This window comes from Kitasatospora sp. NPDC048365 (assembly GCF_043200835.1).
GTDB classification, from domain to species: Bacteria; Actinomycetota; Actinomycetes; order Streptomycetales; family Streptomycetaceae; genus Kitasatospora; species Kitasatospora terrestris.
In genome coordinates this window covers 83742-100325 of record NZ_JBICYJ010000033.1, presented here as the reverse complement: position 1 = coordinate 100325, position 16584 = coordinate 83742, and the positions used below count along the sequence as shown (strand labels likewise).

Below are 16584 nucleotides of genomic sequence, written 5' to 3'. Positions count from 1 at the left end.
CCCCCCCCCCCCCCCCCCCCCCCCCCCCCCCCCCCCCCCCCCCCCCCCCCCCCCCCCCCCCCCCCCCCCCCCCCCCCCCCCCCCCCCCCCCCCGCTTCCGCTCCCTGGGCCGGCCGCCGTCACCAGGGAATCTCGACCGGTGGCGGGCGCCGCACCGTCGGGTAGGGTCGCGGTCGGCCCACCGGACCCGACCCCGGGGGCATCGGCGGACGGAGCAAGGCAGTGACCACGGTGCAAGAGGAACGCGGGACGCCCCGACAGCGCCCCCAGCAGCCCCCTGCGCCCGCCTGGCGCCGCGCCCTGAATTCACCCGTTCGGGCGTACGTCGAGGCGGCCCGGGCCGTCCGCGAGGCCCCGCGCCGCCCGATGGCGATCGCCTCGGCCGCGGCCCTGGTCTCCCTGCTCGCCTACGCCACCGTCCGGCACTTCGTCGGCACCTCGATGGTCGACATGATCGTCTACCGGGCGGAGGGCGCCGCCGTCGCCCACGGCCAGGACCTCTACGCGCTGCGCGTCACCGAGTGGAACCTGCCCGCCACCTACCCGCCGTTCGCCGCGATGCTCTTCGTCCCCACCACCTGGTTCGGGATCGGCTTCCTGCGGGTCGCCATCACCGCCGGCAACGTCGCCCTGCTCGGCGTGCTGGCCGCACTCTCCTTCAAGCTGGTCGGCTTCCCCCGGCGCGAGCTGCGCCCGGTCGGCGTCGTCCTGGTCGCCGGCCTCGGCGTCTGGCTGGAACCCGTCTTCACCACCCTGCGCTACGGCCAGATCAACCTGGCCCTGGCCTGCCTGATCCTCTGGGACCTCACCCGGCCGGACGGCCACCGCAGCAAGGGCGTCGCCATCGGCATCGCCGCCGGCATCAAGCTCACCCCCGGCCTGTTCGCCGTCTACCTGCTGATCACCGGACGGGTCCGGGCCGCGTTCACGGCCGGCCTCACCTTCCTCGGCACCTTCCTGCTGGGCGCCCTGGTCCTGCCCGACGCCACGTACGGCTTCTGGACCAAGTACCTCTTCGACTCCACCCGGGTCGGCAAGACCGTCATCGTCGACAACCAGTCGGTGCGCGGCGCCGTCGCCCGCCTGCTGCACACCGAGAACCCCGGACTGCTCGCCACCGCCGCCGGAGCCGCCGTCGCGATCGCCGGACTCGCCGTCGCCGCGTGGGCGTACCGCAGCGCCCGCTGGGCCCCGCGCGCCGAGGCCTGGGGCGTCTGCTGCGCGGCGATCACCGCCGTGCTGATCTCCCCGATCAGCTGGACCCACCACTGGGTCTGGTGCGTGCCCGTGCTCGTCCTGCTCGCCGCCGAGGCCGCCCACGAGCACTCCCGCCCGGCGGCCGTGCGCAAGGCCCGCTGGCGGATCATCCTCGGCGCGACCCTGCTCGGCTTCCTCTGCTTCGGCATGTGGGTCGTGCCGCACAAGGGCGACCTCGACCTGCACCTGCCCGCCACCCACCAGCTGCCCGCCTCGGTCTATCCGCTGATCGGGCTGTGCTTCCTCACCGTCGCCGCGCTGCGCGTCCGCTCCCGGCGGATTGCCGCCGGGGCACCCCTGGTCCGGCTGCCGCGGCAGCGCACCGCGGACGGGACTCAGCAGGCCCCCGCGGCCCGCTGAGCGGCGCGTCCGCGGGTCACGCGAGGAGCTCGGCGAGCGAACCCTCCAGGTCCATCGCCGCCAGCTCCGCCCCCGGCGGCACCAGCCGGTGCGCCTTCTCCAGCCACGCCGCGACCGTCGCCAGCGGCGCCTCCAGCAGCGCGTCGCCGGCCGGCGAGCTCAGCGCCATGCACAGCACGCTGCGCCGCCCCGACCGGGTCGGCCAGATCCGCACGTCCCCCTGCCCGCACGGCCGGAACGTCCCCTCGACCAGCAGCTCCCGGGCGAACACCCAGGTCACCGGCGCCCCGCTGTCCAGGTGGAAGGTCACGTGCACCGCGAACGGGTCGTGACTCCCGTACGACAGCCGCGCCGCCACCGGCACGCTGCGCTCCGGCGACAGCACCAGGTTCAGCTCCAGCTCCTGCTCCACCACGCCCGTCGAGTGCCCCATGGCCGTACTCCCTCTCTCCGTACTCCCCGGTCCGCCCGGTGCGGGGCCGCTTCTCGGCCCCGCACCGGGAGAGAGCGCGACGGGTGCAGGCTCTTACACACGTTTCGGAAGAAGTCTTTTTCCGTTGAACACGGCGGGCCCGGGCGTTCCAGGTACTACCCTTTGTGACTGTTCCGCGACTCTGCGCAGGTCGCGTGCCCCCTTATGCCCCCTTCTGGCGTTCCTGGCGTTGGCACGGAAAGAAGTACGACATGACGGACCGGCCCTACCCCGGCTACTACCCGGATCCGTCCATCCCGGGGTTCGTCCGCTACTGGGGCGGCAGCGCGTGGGTGCCCGGCACCAGCCGGCCCGCGCCCGCGCCCGGCGAGGTGCTGGAGCCGCCCCGCTTCGTGTCCCGGTACGTCGACCAGGCGCCGCAGACCGGGCACGCCGGGCATGCCGGACACGCCGGGCAGTCGTCGCAGATGCCGCACGGGGCGTACGCGCCGCAGGGGTCGCCGGGGCCGCAGGTCGCCACCGCGCAGTACGTGCCGCCGCCGGTCGTGCCGGCCGCACCCGTCGCCCCGGTCGCCCCGGTCGCCCCGGCCTCCCCGGTCGTACCGGTCGAGCCCGCTGTCGGGCTGCTCGGGGACACCGGGCCGGTGTACTTCGACCAGACCTCGGCCGGGACCTCGTTCGCGATGGCGCCGAGCGGGGCGGAGGACGCCGCGGAGCTGGAGCTGCGTCCGCGCTCGGACATGGAGTCCGTCCACGGCGCCGGGGCGGCCTCCGCCGCGCCGTGGGCAACGGTGGACGGCGGGCTGCGGCCGGTGGTCCCGCAGTCCTGGGCCCGCGCGGAGGCGCTGGGCGGGGTGGACGGCCTGACCGCCGTCCCCGCCCAGGTCGCCGGCGGATGGCCGGCGGTCGACGCGGGACGCCGGCCGGCCGCCGAGCTGGAGGCCCAGCCGGTACTCGAACTGCCGTACCTGACCGGGCTGCCGGAGGGGCCGTCGGAGCAGGCACTGCCGGCACCGGCGGCGCTGCCGGGGGTCGAGCAGCCGTCGGGGGCGGATGCGGTGCCGGGGTACCTGGTGGGGGCCGGGCCGGGCGAGGTGGGGGCGGCGAGCGTGGTGGAGGAGGCTGTGCAGCCCCAGCCAGGGGCCGAGGTGGCGTCCGGCTGGCGGGCCGACCCGCGGGAGCAGCGCGGGCTGCTGGAGACCGGCGGGGCGCCGCGGCTGGTGTCGTGGGGCATCGGCGCCGCGGAACCGGCGGTGGAACCGGCCGTGGAACCGGCCGTGGAGGCACCGGAGGTGGCCGAGGCACCCGAGGCTCCCGGCATCGGTGCCCCGGCGGGCCCGGGTGCGGCTGCGGACGCCGGGGCGACGGTGGTCGATCCGGTCGACGGCGCTGTTGGGGGTACGCGCGAGCCGGCGGATCGGGAGGGTGGGGCTCCGGGTCCGGAGGTGGGCGTGGTCGCGGGAGCGGGAGCGGATCGGGGAGTCGGGGTGCCGGGCCCGGCGGCGCAGCCGGGTGCGGGTGCGGGTCAGGGCGCGGAGGCCGTGCGGGTCGGGGCCGCGTCCACCTCCGCCACCCGGGACCGGGCGGCCCGCAGCGGTGCGGCGAAGGCAGCGGAGACGCCGGCCGGCACGGCGTCCGGCGGCACGCGGACCGGGTCCGCCCGGAACGGCGCGGCCGCCCGTGGCGCGGTGGGTGGCGAGGGCGCGCGGAGAGGCGCCGCCCGGGCCGCCGCCGGCCGCTCGCGGAGCACGGGCCGGCGCGAGGCGCCGGTGGCCGGCCCGGGGCGGCGGCTGCTGGCGCGGCTGGTGGACACGGTGGTGGTCGCCGTGGTGGGCGTCGCGGTCGGGGTGCCGCTGGTCGGCTCGGCGCTGGAGCACCTGAACCAGAAGATCGCGGACGCGCAGACCGCATCCGCCCGCACCGGGCAGCGCGTCCAGGTGTGGCTGGTCGACCCGGTGACGCTCGGGAAGCTCGGCGCGCTGCTCGCCCTGCTGCTGCTCTTCGGTGCGGTGTACGAGGTGATGCCCACGGCGCGGACCGGCCAGACCTTCGGCAAGCGGCTGGCCCGGATCCGGGTGGTGGACGCGTCCGGCGGCAGGCCGCCGACGGTCGGCCGCTCGGTGGCGCGCTGGCTGGTGGGCCTGCTCGGCACGCTGCTGCTGGTCGGCGCGGTGGTGCCGCTCTTCGACCGCACCGCCCGCCGGGGCTGGCACGACCGTGCGGCCCGGACCCGGGTGGTCGTCCGGAAGTAGGCCCTCCGGTCTGGGAGAGTGCCGGGCATGAGACTTCGCTGTGCGGTGCTCGACGACTACCAGGACGCGGCCGCCGGTGCGGCCGACTGGTCGGCGCTGGCCGACCGGGTGGAGGTGGTGCGCTTCCGGGAGCACTTCGGGTCCGAGGACGAACTGGTCGCCGCCGTCGGGGACTGCGAGGTCGTGGTGACCCTGCGGGAGCGGGTGGCCTTCCCGGCGGAGGTGTTGCGGCGGCTGCCCCGGCTGCGGCTGCTGGTGGCGTCCGGGATGCGGAACTCGGTGATCGACCTGGCGGCGGCCCGCGAGGGCGGGGTGACGGTGTGCGGGACGGAGAGTTCCTCGACCCCGCCGGTGGAGCTGACCTGGGCGCTGCTGCTCGGGCTGGCCCGCGGCATCGTCCCGGAGAGCGCGGCGCTGCGCGCCGGCGGGCCGTGGCAGAGCACGCTGGGCGCCGATCTGGCGGGGCGTCGGCTCGGACTGCTGGGTCTCGGGAAGATCGGCGCCCGGGTGGCGCGGATCGGACTCGCCTTCGACATGGAGGTGCTGGCGTGGAGTCAGAACCTCACCGCGCAGCGGGCGGCGGAGGCCAGCGCGGTGCTCGCCGCCTCCAAGGAGGAGCTGCTGGAGGCGAGCGACTTCGTCTCCGTCCACCTGGTGCTCGGCGACCGGACCCGCGGCCTGATCGGCGCCCCGGAACTGGCCCGGATGAAGCCGACTGCCCACCTGGTGAACACCTCCCGGGCGGCCATTGTCGACCAGGACGCCCTGCTCGCAGCCCTGCGCGAGGGCCGGATCGCCGGCGCGGCCGTCGACGTGTTCGAGCAGGAGCCGCTGCCCGCCGACCACCCGCTGCGGACGGCGCCCCGGCTGCTGGCCACCCCGCACCTCGGGTACGTCACGGACGCCAACTACCGCACCTACTACGGGCAGGCGGTCGAGGACATCGAGGCGTACCTGGCCGGGAAGCCCGTGCGAGTCCTGGGCTGAGGCGGCGAAACGGTCTAAAACAGACCAAATATCCCAACATCGTAGTAATGCTGATGTTCTACTCTGGGCATGAGCACCTACGACCCCTCAGGCACCGAGCCGGAGGAGGGCGGCAAGCCCCCCTTCGACAAGCAGCCCCCGCCTCAGGCGCCGCAGGCGCCGTCCGCGGGCAGCCCGTACGACACCCCTCCCGGCTACAGCGCCCCGTACGGTGCACCGCCCGGCGGCGCCGGCAGCCCGTACGGCGCCGGTGCTCCCCAGGGTTCTCCGCCCCCGCCCCCGCCCGGCCAGCCCTACGGTGCGCCGTACGGCGCCCCCGGCGCCGGGCCGGTCCCCGGCATGCCGCCGCTCGGCAGCTGGCCCAACCGCATCCTCGCCCGCGTGATCGACTTCGTCATGGTGGAAGTCGTCGCCGTGCTGGTGCTGCTGCCGTTCGTCAACTACGGCAGGCAGGACGGCTGGGTCGGCGCCACCTGGCTCGGCTACGGCCTCTACCTGGTGTACGAGGGCATCATGCTCAGCCGCGACGGCCAGACCGTCGGCAAGAAGGTGATGAAGGTCCGGGTCGCCATGCTGATCGACGGCAGCTCCCCGACCCCCGGTGCCGCGTGGACCCGGGCCGCGACGTTCATCGTGCCCGCGCTGATCTGCTGCGGCGCCCTGTGGTGGCCGATCGACGGCCTGTTCGGCGTCTTCGACAAGCCGTACCGGCAGTGCATCCACGACAAGGCGGCGAAGACGGTGGTGGTCACCACGGCCTGACAGTCGCTCGACGCGGCGTCACGGGCCGGTCCCGGCAGGTGTCGGGGCCGGCCCGTGCCGTGTCACGGCTGGCGGGCGAACTCCGGGGCCGGGCTAGGTTCGGGCGCCGCCGGGGCGAGCGGTGGAGCGGTGCCGGCCGACCGGCGCTGGGCGGCGGCCGACATCAACAGCGCCGTGGCGAGCGTCCCCAGTGCGATGGCGAACGCCACCAGCACCGCGATCTCGTACACCCCGGTCGAACCGGAGACGGCGAGCAGCGCCACCGTGGTGGCGACGACGATCAGAGTGCCCGTGAACAACTGGGCCGAGCTGGGGCGCGGCATGAGGTTCACTCCTTCGCGCGGGGCCGGGGGATCCGTACTGAAGGTCTACCCATGACAACGGGTCGGTAAGTCCACCCTAATCCCGCGGAACCGGCATATGCAGGGGCACGGGGGGCGCACGGGCTCACGAGGCGCACGGGCGTGTGGGCGCGTGGGGTGTGCGGGTGTGTAGGACGGGCCGGCTCACGGGCGTCGGGGCACCGGTGGGGGGTGCTCCGGCAGTCGGTACGGTGGATGGCGAACCGTCAGTTCCCGGATCGGGGGAATCCAGCCGTGTCCGTACCGCCCGACTGGCCGACCGGCGAGACCGAGGCCCTCGCCGAGCAGGAACGCCTGCGGCCCCAGGTCCTCACCGAGGGCCCTGCCCCCGACCGGACCCCCGGCGTCCTCGTCGCCGGCGTCGACGTCGCGTACGACGACGAGAAGGACGTCGTCGCCGCGGCGGCCGTCCTGCTCGACTACGCCACGCTGGAGGTCGTCGAGGAGACCACCGCCGTCGGACCGGTCGCCTTCCCGTACCTGCCCGGCCTGCTGGCCTTCCGCGAACTCCCCGCCGTGACCGAGGCGCTGCGCAGACTGACCGTCCGGCCGGAGGTGGTGGTGTGCGACGGGTACGGGCTCGCCCACCCGCGCCGCTTCGGCCTCGCCAGCCACCTCGGCGTCCTCACCGGCCTGCGGACCATCGGCGTCGCCAAGACCCCGTTCGTCTTCGAGCACCGGGAGCCCGGCCCCCGGCGCGGCGACTGGAGCCCGCTCCTCGACCGCGGCGAGACCGTCGGCCGCGCCGTCCGCACCCGAGAAGGCGTCAAACCGGTCTTCGTCTCCGTCGGCCACCGCATCGGCCTCACCGAGGCCACCGAGGTCACCCTCGCCCTCGCCCCGCACTACCGGCTGCCCGAGACCACCCGCCGCGCCGACTCCCTGTGCCGGCGGGCACTCGCCGCCGAGACCGCCGCCGGCACGCAGTGACCCGATTGTTGCAACCGGGCCGCCGCAGGCCAGGCCGCCGATCGGGAGTCCGCCTGTGAGGTGCCGACTTGACGGTGGGTGGCATGTGTTAGACATATGGGTTGAGGCCGAGCTACGGCGGCGCATGGCGGCTAAGCAGTACGGGGGAGGTACCAGAACATGAGCACGGGGACCGGCGGGTCCGGCTACCGGGTCGAAGTCGACAACCTGCGGGCGTTCGCCACACAGGTGCGAGGCCTCCTGGGCGAGTTCCAGGCCCGGGCGGACGGCAGCAAGGTACACGGTCAGAGCGGTGTCGGGCGCGATGCGTTCGGGACCTTTGCAGAGGCGCAGGAGCTCTATCTCCGGTACGCCGAGATGCGTGACTCACTCCGGCATGTGCTGGACGTGATCTATGACGCGATCGACGAGGCCCAGCAGAAGGCCGACCGGACCGCTGCCAACTACGAGGATCAGGAGTACGAGACCTCCCGCGCCATGAAGTTGAGCGACGACGGGTGGTCTGTCCCCAGCCAGTCGGCGGTGCAGCACCGCAGTGTCCCGGGTCAGGCTGTCCGATCGGGGTCCGGGACGCCGCAGCAGCCCGTGTCCGGTACGAAGAGCGAGGCGGAGACGACGTGGTGACCGCCTCCAGCACCAGGACGAACGCGCGATTCGGTTCGGAGGGGGTCGAACGATGACCGGTACCAACTTCCACGACTACAGCCACGGTCAGATGCGCGGCATGCTGGATTCCATGCAGTCGGGCGCGATCATGTCGGCGAGCGACCCGTGGCGCAATGCCAGCGCGACGCTGAAGGACATCCACGGTGCGCTCAACACGGCTTCGGCCGATGCCGTGTCCAGCTGGGACGGTACGACCAGCACCGCGTTCCACGGCCGGATGACGTACCTCGCGGCCCTGGTCAACGACGCGGCGGCCTATGCGAACGATGCGGCCAACGCCATGGACCTCGCGTCGCAGGCGATCGAGGACGCCAAGAGCCAGATGCCCGAGGAGCCGAGCTTCTGGGACAAGGCCGGTGACGCGCTCAGCGACACCGCCAAGGGCGCGGTCGGTGTCGAGGACGAGGACACCCGTACGACCATCACGGATGCGCGGAAGGCCGAGGCGGCCGCGGTCATGCAGACGCTGGCTGTCCGGTTCACGGCGGCCAAGAACTCCATGAAGCCGCCGCAGATCACCATCGACGACCCGCCGAAGCTGACGCCGCACGACCCCTCGGGCGCCGAGGCGATCGGGGCCATGATCATGGGTGGCGGCATGGGCTTCGTCGGGGGAAGCCGGCCCACCACCGGTACCTCGTCGACCGGTCGGGCGAGCGGTCCGTCGGGTCGGCTCGCGCCGCAGGCGCCGAGGGTGATCGGCGCGGGCGGTCCGACCGACTCCGGGATCAAGGGCGGCACCGCCAACCCGGCGCCGCGCCCCAAGGGCCCCTCGACCGGTATCGACGGCACGCACCTGGGCGGTACCGGCACGCTTCCCGGTTCGAACACTGGCAACCACCCGACCGGTCCCGGCGGGCTCCAGGGCGGCTCCGGCGGCGGGCAGGGCCATGGCGGCGGCGGTCTCGGCCCCGCCACCAGCGGCGGCGGTGCGACCGGCGTCAAGGGCGGCGGTGCGAACGGCCCCGTCGGCGGCAGTGGCGCTCGCGGTGGCGCCGGCTCGAACTCGGGCCGCGGCGGTCCGGGTTCCAACGCCGCGCGGGCCGGCACGTTCGGCGCCGGCGGCATGGGCGAGGGCGGCCGCGGTGCCGGCGCGGGCGCCAAGGGCGGTGCAGGCGGCCGTTCCGGTCTCGTCAGCAAGGGCGGCGGTGTCGTCGGCGAGGCGTCGGCCGGCCGGGCCGGTGGGCGGACGTTCACCGAGGGCGGGTCGGGCATCGGCCGCGGCCGCGGCGGCCAGGCCGCCGGTCAGGGCGCGGGCGGCCAGGGCCACGGCGCGATGGGTCAGGGCCAGGCCGGCAAGAAGGACAAGAAGCAGGGCAAGGACCGCCCCGACTACCTCGTCGAGGACGAGGAGACGTGGGCGTCCGGCGACCAGGTCAATCCGAACGTGGTGGAATGACCTCGGACCGTTAGGACGAATCGAACGACACGGCCGTCCCGGGAGCGTCAGCTTGCGGGGCGGCCGTTCAACGAGTGGGGTGACGAGGCTTGACGACCAGCCGGACCATGCGCGGTATGGCCGTGCTCGCAACCGGAGCCCTCGTGTGGGGCCTCGGCGCGGGCCCCGCCGCTGCGGACAGCACGCGGGACGCGCAGTGGCCCATCAGGAAGTACGACGCCGCCACCAAGGTCTGGCCGATCACCCAGGGCGACGGCGTCGTCGTCGCGGTGATCGACACCGGCGTGGCCAAGCACCAGGACCTCGAAGGCCAGGTCCTCCCGGGAGCCAACCTCTCCGGTGAACCAGGGGACGAGCGGACCGACAAGTCCGGCCACGGCACCGGTATGGCCTCGCTGATCGCCGGCCGCGGCCACGGCGACAACGCGGGCATCATCGGCCTCGCTCCGAAGGCGAAGATCCTTCCGATCCGGATCGCGGCCGGCAGCACGGCGGATCTCAAGGGCGAGCCCGGCCAGCTTGCTGCCGCGATTCGCTATGCGGCGGACCACGGCGCGAAGGTCATCAACCTGTCCATCCTCGGTGGTTCCGAGGACGACGTGCGGTCGGCTGTGAGCTACGCGATCAGTCGGGACATCGTGCTGGTCGCCGGCTCGGGCAACCTGGGGAACCACAACGAGCCCGTCGGCTATCCCGCGGCGATTCCCGGAGTCGTGGCCGTCGGCGGAGTCGACGAGAGCGGGAAGCCCTGGGACAAGGGCAACAAGGGACCTGAGCTGACGCTGGTCGCCCCGAGTGTGAACATCGAGCACGCGGCTGGTGCTGCCACCGGCTACGTCACCGCCAACGGTACGTCCGACGCCACCGCCTACGTCTCCGCCATCGCCGCGCTGGTGCGGGCGAAGTACCCCGAGCTGTCGGCCGGTCAGGTGATCGCTCGGATGATCAACTCCGCGGTCGCGCCGCCGGACAAGTCGGCGGTCCCGAACAACAACTACGGCTACGGCATCGCCTCCCCGCAGCGCGCGCTGGAGGCGAACCCGACCGTCGACAACGGGCCGCGGGAGAACCCGCTGCTGAACCGGCCGGAGCCGCAGCGGCAGGACGGCGCGTCGGCCTCGGCGCAGGCGTCCGCGCCGGCGTCGAAGCAGCCGGTGCCCAGCACCGGCGGCAGTGCGGCCGAGCAGAAGGACAGCGGCAGCGGCTCGATGCTGCTGGTCGTCGGCGGTGTGGTCGCCGTGCTGGTGGTCCTGGTGGTGGTGCTGCTGGTGGTGCGCCGTTCGCGCAACAACAACGGTGGCGGCGGCCCGGGCGGCTCCGGGGGTCCCGGCATGCCGGGCGGTGGCGGTACGGGTGGTGGCGGGTACCCGCAGCAGCAGCCGTACGGTGCTCCGCCGCAGGGCGGGTATCCGCAGCAGCAGCCGCCGTACGGTGCGCCGCAGCAGCCTCCGGCGCCGGGTGGCAATCCGTACCAGCGCTGACACGCCCACGGACGGCTGATGGTCCTCGCGTGGTGACGGCCCTTCGGGTAGGAGATGGCTCGACCATCTCCGACTGACCCGAAGGGCCGTCCGTCATGTTGCGCAAGAAGTTCGCCGTCCTCGTCCTGCTCGTGGCGGCGACCGCCGTCCCCTCGTCGGCCGCTCCGGCGTTCGCCGACGGGCCGAAGAACGACCAGGAGGCGGCGGTGTGTTCGCAGCTGCTCGGGTCGGTCATGCCCGGGCTGGTGCCCACGCAGGCGGTGTGCACGGTGAACACCGAGAACCAGGACTCGCCCGGCCACGTCCAGGGCTGGGACGGCTCGGGCCTGTTCGGCGGCTGACCGCCCGCCGTGGGCGGGCGGCGGCGCATGGCCGTCGGTGCGTGGCTGCCGTCAGCGCGCGTCGCCCGCCAGCCACTCCTCCCGCAGGACGGCCATGTGCAGCACGTCGTGGTACTGGCCGTCCCACTTGAGCGCCTGCCGGCTGCGGCCTTCGTGGACGAAGCCGGCCTTCTCGTAGGAGCGGACGGCGCGGGGGTTGTACTCGAAGACCTCCAGGTGCACGCGGTTCAGCCGGATCTCCTCGAAGACGTGGCGCAGCAGCAGACGGGTCGCTTCGGGGCCGAGTCCCCGGCCGGGCCGGCCGGGGGCGAGGGCGATCCGGAAGGAGGCGGAGTGGTTGTCGGGGTCGAGCTCGTTGAGGGCGAGTTCGCCGAGGAACTCGCCGGTGTGCGGGTCCTCGATGGCGAGGTCGAGGCGGTCCGGCTGGTCGGCCCGGTCCGCGCACCACTGCTCGGTGTCGGCGAGGGTGAACTCCCGTACGGTCCCGGTGAGTCTCCGCAGCTCGGGGTCCTGGACGGAGCGCCAGAAGTCCTCGGCGTGCCGGAGGGCGAGCGGGACCAGACGGACGCGTTCGCCGGTGAGCGTGGGCTTGACGGAGAGGGCTGCGCGGTTGATCACGTACTCCGTTGTACCTGGCCGCGGAGGGCTGCGGCCACCTGATTGGCCGCGTACGCTCGGCGGCATGCCGGATGAATCGATCACTGGGCGGGTGGCCGGACAGCAGGCCGAATCCGAGTCCGAACCCGAGTGCTACAGCTGCGGTCGGGAGGCGGAGTCCGACTCGCTTCCCGCGTGGGAGTCGATCGCGGTGGACGACCACTGGCGGGTGGTGCACGCGTTCGGGGTGTCGCTGCCGGGCTGGCTGGTGCTGCTGCCGCGTCGCCACGTCACGTCGATCGCCGAACTGACGGACGCCGAGGCGGAGTTGCTGGGAGGCTGGCAGGTCCGGCTGTCCCGGGCGCTGGCGGTGGTGACCGGGTGCGCGAAGACGTACGTGGCGCAGTTCGCCGAGCGCGAGGGCTTCGCGCACGTGCACTTCCACCTGGTGCCGCGGGCGGCGGACCTGCCCGAATCGGTGCGCGGGCCGCGGGTGTTCGGGTTGATGGGCGGCACCGGTCTGCCGGCCGGGGAGTTGGACCGGATCGCGCTGCGGATCCGGTCCGTCCTCGACGGCGGTGAGAAGAAGAACGTGTGACGGACCGTCAGTGCGCGGCAGTCCACGGCGCCCGGGTCATCAGGGCCTTGACGTTGGCGACGTAGCTCGGGTTGGGGATCTGCGAGACGCCGCTGACCGCGCCGGTCGCCGGGTCGGTGACGGTGTTGTAGTGCACGTTGCCCGCACCGGCGTTGTAGGCGGCGATCACCAGGTCGAGCAGCGGGGTCTTGCCGCTGACCGGGTCGGGGGAGAGGTCGTAGTTGCCGCCGAAGCAGGAGTCGCCGTAGTAGGCGACCAGCCAGTCGAGCAGCTGGGTGCCGAGCTGGACGTTGCCCTCGACGGTCTTGGGGTCGCTGGTGGTGCCGAACTTGTTGTTCATCATGGTCACCGTGCCGGGCATGATCTGCATCAGGCCGATGCCGCCGTCGCAGGCCAGGATGGCGGACTGCCAGCCGCTCTCCTGCCAGGCGACCGCCTTGACCAGCGCGGAGGGCAGCGGGGGCATGGTGTCCTTGCCGCCGCTGGAGAGGGTGAAGGTGCGGGTCTTGCCGGCCGCGGCGACCAGGGCCGCGTCCACGGTGGCGGTCGGCGCGTTGGCGCCCGAGTAGGACGGCTTGCAGCTGCTCTGCAGCGGCGGGACGTGCGGGGTGGTGACGGGCGGCGGCGGGGGCGCGACCGGGCCGGCCTTGGCGACCGGCGGGGGCGGCGCGCTGGCCGCCCGGGTGGCGGTCGGCGAGGCGCTGCGGCGGGTCGCGGAGGCGCTCGGCGACGCGCTGCCCGAGGCGCTGGCGGACGGGCTCGGGGCGGTGCTCGCGCTGGGGCTGGCGCTCGGGCTCGGCTCGGGCGAGGCGCCGGCGGTGGCGGTCGCCGTGACGGCGGCCGGGGCCGCGTCGGCGCCGGGGTGCCGGTCGGCCTTCTTGGCGCAGCCGGCCAGCGGCGCGGTCAGGGCCACGGCAGCGGCCAGGGCCAGGGCGGTGCGCGTTCTGCGGTCGACTGGCATGTGTGCGGTTCCCCCGTGTGTCGTCGCGGTGCTGTGGACGCGCTCCGGACGCCCCCGCCTCCGCAAAGCGCTCATCGTACTACTGAGCGGTACACGGCAGTTCGCGGAGTTCCGTTGCACGCTGGCGGTATCTTGACGACACCTGTCGGTTCGGCCACTGGTTGCGGACGGCCCGCCCCGGCGATCCTGGATGCATGATCATTCCTGACACCAAGGACTGGACCTGGGTGCTCGAGCGCCCCTGCGCCGACTGCGGCCTGGACACCCCGGCGGTGGCCCGCGAGGCCGTTCCCGGCATGATCCGCGCCAATGCCGCGGCCTGGCTGGGGCTGCTGGCGGCCGACCCGGAGGAGCTGCGCCGCCGTCCCGAGCCGCAGACCTGGTCGGACCTCGAGTACGCCTGCCACGTCCGGGACGTGTTCCGGATCTTCGCGGTCCGGCTCGACCTGATGCTCACCCAGGACGGCCCGCTCTTCCCCAACTGGGACCAGGACACCACCGCCGTCGCCGAGCGCTACCGGGAGCAGGACCCGGCCCGGGTCGCGGTCGAGCTCGCGGACGGCGCCGAGGCGCTGGCCACCGCCTTCGAGCAGGTGGCGGACGGGCAGTGGCAGCGCACCGGGGACCGCAGCGACGGCGCCCGGTTCACCGTGGAGTCGTTCTCCCGGTACCTGATCCACGACCCGGTGCACCACCTGTACGACGTGACCGGCGAGCGGCTCTGACCTTCTGGCCTTCCCGGCGTCGGGAGCGCTCAGACGGTGGTGAGGTCGGCCGGCTGCCAGGCCGGGAGGCCGTGCGGCACCGCCTCGGCGAGGACCTGCTCGGGCTCGCCGCCGGAGCGGACGGTCAGTAGGAAGCGGTGGCCCTGTTCGCGGCGTCCCGGCTCCAGGGCGACCCGGGCGAACGGCGCGGTCGGCGTGGAGGCCGCGGCGAGGCGCTCCAACTCGGTCTCCACCTCGGCCCATTCGGCGGCCGGAACGTACTGGCGCATCACCGAGTGCCAGACCACGGTGAGCGTGCCCTCGGCGGGTTCGACGGCGCGCAGGAACGCGGCCGCGCCGACCGGGTCCACCCGGGGCGGGGTCGCTGCGGCCAGCCGCAGCGCGCCGTCCAGGCGGGCGAAGCGCTCCAGCTGGTCGGCCCAGACGTAGGCGCGCAGGGCGAGCGCCCCCTCGGGGGAACAGGGGTCGATCGGGGTCGGGTCGCAGCCGCGGCGCTCGGTGAACCGCAGCGGGGGCGGCGTTCCGCGCAGCCAGGCCGGCGGCCGGTCGCGCCAGGCGCCGCGGAGCACCACGGGGGAGTCGGCCGGGCCGTAGGCGAAGTCGGGCGATTCGTAGCGGAAGCGGTCGGCGAGCAGGTTGAGGCCGGCGCTCGCCCCGAGTTCGAACAGGCGCACCGGAAGGTCGCGGCCGCCGAGGACCCAGCGCACGCCGGTGGCCAGCAGGTTGGCCCGGCCGACCTCGTTGGTCTGCGGCGGGCGGGTCATCCACGTCCGGACGAACGGGAGTTCGGCGGCGACGGTGGCGAGGAAGGCCTGCCGGGCGGGCTCGGGGTCGGCGGGGTCGAAGGCGCCGCCGGCGCTGGGGTAGTGGGCGGCGAGCGCGGGGGCGCGGCCGGTCAGGACGAGGGCGTGGACGGCGCCGAGCAGGCGCAGCGCGACGGCGGCCGGGCCGGGGGCGTCCTCGTGGCCGGTGACGGCGGTGGCGCAGGGTCCGCCGGAGGCGATGTCCTCGGCGGCCCGGTGGAGCAGCGCGGCGGACAGCGGCGAGCCGAGCTGTTCGCACGCTTCGGCCTGGAGCCGGAACATCTTGACGGTGTGGTCGAGTGACACGCGGGGTCTCCGTCCTGGTCGACTGGAGATCATCATTCGCCCTCCGGTTCGTCCGCGACCAGCCTGCTCCCGGGTGACGGAGATCACCACGCGGGAGTGTCACCCTGGCGGTGTGTCAGGTTCCGCACCGGTCCGTCGCACATCCGTGACGCGGGATCGGACAGGATCGGCGCATGAGAATCCCCCGAACCCTGCGCCGTGTCCTGATCGCGGGCGCTGCGGCGTCCCTGCTCGGGGGCGCGCTGTGGTGGTGCTACGCCTGGTACTTCCCGGGTCTGGCGGGCCCCGCCACGGCCTCCGGGGTGGACTCCGCCAGCCGGCCGGCCCGCGCGGCGGCGCAGCAGCGGCTGGACGAGACGGTGGCGGCGCTGCCGGGCGGGGCCCGGACGCTCGGTGACGCGGCCGCGGACCGCTGCCTGCGGGACGCCCCGTTCGAGGGGGCCGGTCCGGGGCTGCTGCAGTGCCAGTGGGAGCTCTCGCGGTACCTCGTGGTGGACGGCGCCGCCGCCGGGACGATCGGTGAGAACTGGTCGGGTGCGCTGACCGGCGTGCGGTGGAAGGACCTGATGGCGGACGCGCCGCCCGGGGTGCGCGGACCCGAGGGGCGGCAGGACTTCGACGGTCCGCGGTCGCACGAGCGGCTGGTGGTCACGGTGATCCGGAGCCGGGCCGAGCTGGACGCCGTCCCGGACCTGGAGGGCCACGAGGGCGTGCAGGAGTACCTCCGGGAGCAGCACGCCTTCGCCGGGCGGGAGGCCGCCGCGCAGGCGCTGGCGGAGGGGCGCGCGGTCGTGCGGATCTTCCTGACCCGCGCCTACCACCGGGAGGGCGGTGGCGACCCGGTGCCGGTCGACTGACACCGAGCAGGCCCGGGGGCGCAGCGGCTCGGGGCGCCGCCGGGTCAGTCGGTCGGGCGCAGGCCGTGGCGGAGCCGGGTGGCGATGCCGGCGGTGTCGCCGCCGACGACGTCGGCGATCTCGGGGGTGGCGAGGCCGACGACGTAGTGCAGGATGGCCAGGTCCTCGTCCGCCTGGCCGGGGCGGCGGCCGGCGGGGTCGGTGAGGGAGTGCCGTTCGGCGACCGTCTCGCGCAGGACCTCCCAGGCGGCCGCCGGGGCGTTGGGGCTGCCGAGGACCTGCGGCCAGACCCGCGCGAGGGCGTGCAGAGCACAGCGGACCACCTCGGCGGCCTCGCCGGGCTCGCGGAACCAGACCCGGGCGTAGCTCAGGTACCGGGGCCTGTTCATCTCGCAGAAGGCGGTGAACTCCACCGGCATGTCCGCGAGTTCGACCTGGCCGTCGGCGGGCGCCGGGCCGGTGGCCGAGATATGACGATCAGTCACATCTGCCCTCTCGATCGGATCG

At 74.3% G+C, this 16584-nt stretch carries 18 protein-coding genes; 12 read left to right on the top strand and 6 right to left on the bottom strand.

Translation table 11 applies throughout. The annotated features are described in order from the left end of the window. The first annotated feature begins 222 nt into the window (after positions 1-222). Positions 223-1617: a glycosyltransferase 87 family protein gene (locus ACGFX4_RS29050; RefSeq protein ID WP_393080378.1), complete on the top strand. Its 1395-nt coding sequence runs from the start codon at positions 223-225 to the stop codon at positions 1615-1617. Between the two features lie 16 nt (positions 1618-1633). Here the strand turns inward: ACGFX4_RS29050 and ACGFX4_RS29045 are convergent, their stop codons facing one another. Beyond that, positions 1634-2050, bottom strand: coding sequence for an SsgA family sporulation/cell division regulator (locus ACGFX4_RS29045; RefSeq protein WP_393080376.1), 417 nt, complete (start codon positions 2048-2050; stop codon positions 1634-1636). Positions 2051-2301: 251 nt separating this feature from the next. Between ACGFX4_RS29045 and ACGFX4_RS29040 the strand changes: the two genes are divergently transcribed. The 3 genes from ACGFX4_RS29040 (at position 2302) to ACGFX4_RS29030 (ending at position 6051) form a co-directional block, all read left to right on the top strand. Then, complete coding sequence (locus tag ACGFX4_RS29040; protein WP_393080374.1) at positions 2302-4302, top strand: RDD family protein; 2001 nt, start codon at positions 2302-2304, stop codon at positions 4300-4302. A gap of 27 nt (positions 4303-4329) precedes the next feature. Continuing rightward, a complete protein-coding gene (locus ACGFX4_RS29035; RefSeq protein WP_393080371.1) occupies positions 4330-5289 on the top strand; it encodes a D-2-hydroxyacid dehydrogenase family protein in 960 nt (319 codons plus the stop codon). A gap of 69 nt (positions 5290-5358) precedes the next feature. After that, positions 5359-6051, top strand: coding sequence for an RDD family protein (locus tag ACGFX4_RS29030; RefSeq protein ID WP_393080369.1), 693 nt, complete (start codon positions 5359-5361; stop codon positions 6049-6051). Between the two features lie 62 nt (positions 6052-6113). On the opposite strand, the gene ACGFX4_RS29025 is transcribed toward ACGFX4_RS29030, so the two are convergent. Next, the gene (locus tag ACGFX4_RS29025; protein WP_393080366.1) at positions 6114-6374 is read right to left on the bottom strand and encodes a hypothetical protein; all 261 of its coding nucleotides are present in this window, start codon (positions 6372-6374) and stop codon (positions 6114-6116) included. 234 nt (positions 6375-6608) lie between these two features. On the opposite strand from ACGFX4_RS29025, the gene nfi reads away from it, so the two are divergent. The 5 genes from nfi to ACGFX4_RS29000 all read left to right on the top strand — a co-directional run bounded on the left by nfi (position 6609) and on the right by ACGFX4_RS29000 (position 11230). Further along, positions 6609-7343, top strand: coding sequence for a deoxyribonuclease V (nfi, locus tag ACGFX4_RS29020; RefSeq protein WP_393080364.1), 735 nt, complete (start codon positions 6609-6611; stop codon positions 7341-7343). A 159-nt stretch (positions 7344-7502) separates the two neighbouring features. Further along, entirely contained in the window at positions 7503-7967 is a 465-nt protein-coding gene (locus tag ACGFX4_RS29015) for a hypothetical protein (RefSeq protein ID WP_393080362.1), read from the top strand. A 52-nt stretch (positions 7968-8019) separates the two neighbouring features. Then, entirely contained in the window at positions 8020-9408 is a 1389-nt protein-coding gene (locus ACGFX4_RS29010) for a hypothetical protein (RefSeq protein ID WP_393080360.1), read from the top strand. A gap of 116 nt (positions 9409-9524) precedes the next feature. Then, the gene (gene mycP / locus ACGFX4_RS29005) at positions 9525-10889 is read left to right on the top strand and encodes a type VII secretion-associated serine protease mycosin (RefSeq protein WP_393080358.1); all 1365 of its coding nucleotides are present in this window, start codon (positions 9525-9527) and stop codon (positions 10887-10889) included. Between the two features lie 95 nt (positions 10890-10984). Further along, a complete protein-coding gene (locus tag ACGFX4_RS29000) occupies positions 10985-11230 on the top strand; it encodes a hypothetical protein (RefSeq protein ID WP_393080356.1) in 246 nt (81 codons plus the stop codon). A 51-nt stretch (positions 11231-11281) separates the two neighbouring features. Here ACGFX4_RS29000 and ACGFX4_RS28995 read toward each other — a convergent pair whose 3' ends face one another. Next, complete coding sequence (locus ACGFX4_RS28995) at positions 11282-11848, bottom strand: GNAT family N-acetyltransferase (protein ID WP_393080353.1); 567 nt, start codon at positions 11846-11848, stop codon at positions 11282-11284. A gap of 64 nt (positions 11849-11912) precedes the next feature. Between ACGFX4_RS28995 and ACGFX4_RS28990 the strand changes: the two genes are divergently transcribed. After that, positions 11913-12425 carry an HIT family protein gene (locus ACGFX4_RS28990; RefSeq protein ID WP_393080352.1) on the top strand — a complete coding sequence of 171 codons (513 nt, stop codon included), beginning with the start codon at positions 11913-11915 and terminating at the stop codon, positions 12423-12425. Between the two features lie 7 nt (positions 12426-12432). Here ACGFX4_RS28990 and ACGFX4_RS28985 read toward each other — a convergent pair whose 3' ends face one another. After that, positions 12433-13386 carry a lytic transglycosylase domain-containing protein gene (locus ACGFX4_RS28985; RefSeq protein ID WP_393080349.1) on the bottom strand — a complete coding sequence of 318 codons (954 nt, stop codon included), beginning with the start codon at positions 13384-13386 and terminating at the stop codon, positions 12433-12435. A 194-nt stretch (positions 13387-13580) separates the two neighbouring features. On the opposite strand from ACGFX4_RS28985, the gene ACGFX4_RS28980 reads away from it, so the two are divergent. After that, the gene (locus ACGFX4_RS28980; RefSeq protein ID WP_393080347.1) at positions 13581-14111 is read left to right on the top strand and encodes a DinB family protein; all 531 of its coding nucleotides are present in this window, start codon (positions 13581-13583) and stop codon (positions 14109-14111) included. 29 nt (positions 14112-14140) lie between these two features. Here the strand turns inward: ACGFX4_RS28980 and ACGFX4_RS28975 are convergent, their stop codons facing one another. Continuing rightward, complete coding sequence (locus ACGFX4_RS28975) at positions 14141-15220, bottom strand: DUF2332 domain-containing protein (protein WP_393080344.1); 1080 nt, start codon at positions 15218-15220, stop codon at positions 14141-14143. A 173-nt stretch (positions 15221-15393) separates the two neighbouring features. Here ACGFX4_RS28975 and ACGFX4_RS28970 point away from each other — a divergent pair, with 173 nt between their 5' ends. Next, positions 15394-16077, top strand: a complete 684-nt coding sequence (locus ACGFX4_RS28970; RefSeq protein WP_393080341.1) for a hypothetical protein — start codon at positions 15394-15396, stop codon at positions 16075-16077. A 44-nt stretch (positions 16078-16121) separates the two neighbouring features. Here the strand turns inward: ACGFX4_RS28970 and ACGFX4_RS28965 are convergent, their stop codons facing one another. Next, positions 16122-16562 carry a hypothetical protein gene (locus ACGFX4_RS28965; RefSeq protein ID WP_393080339.1) on the bottom strand — a complete coding sequence of 147 codons (441 nt, stop codon included), beginning with the start codon at positions 16560-16562 and terminating at the stop codon, positions 16122-16124. Between the last annotated feature and the right edge of the window lie 22 nt (positions 16563-16584).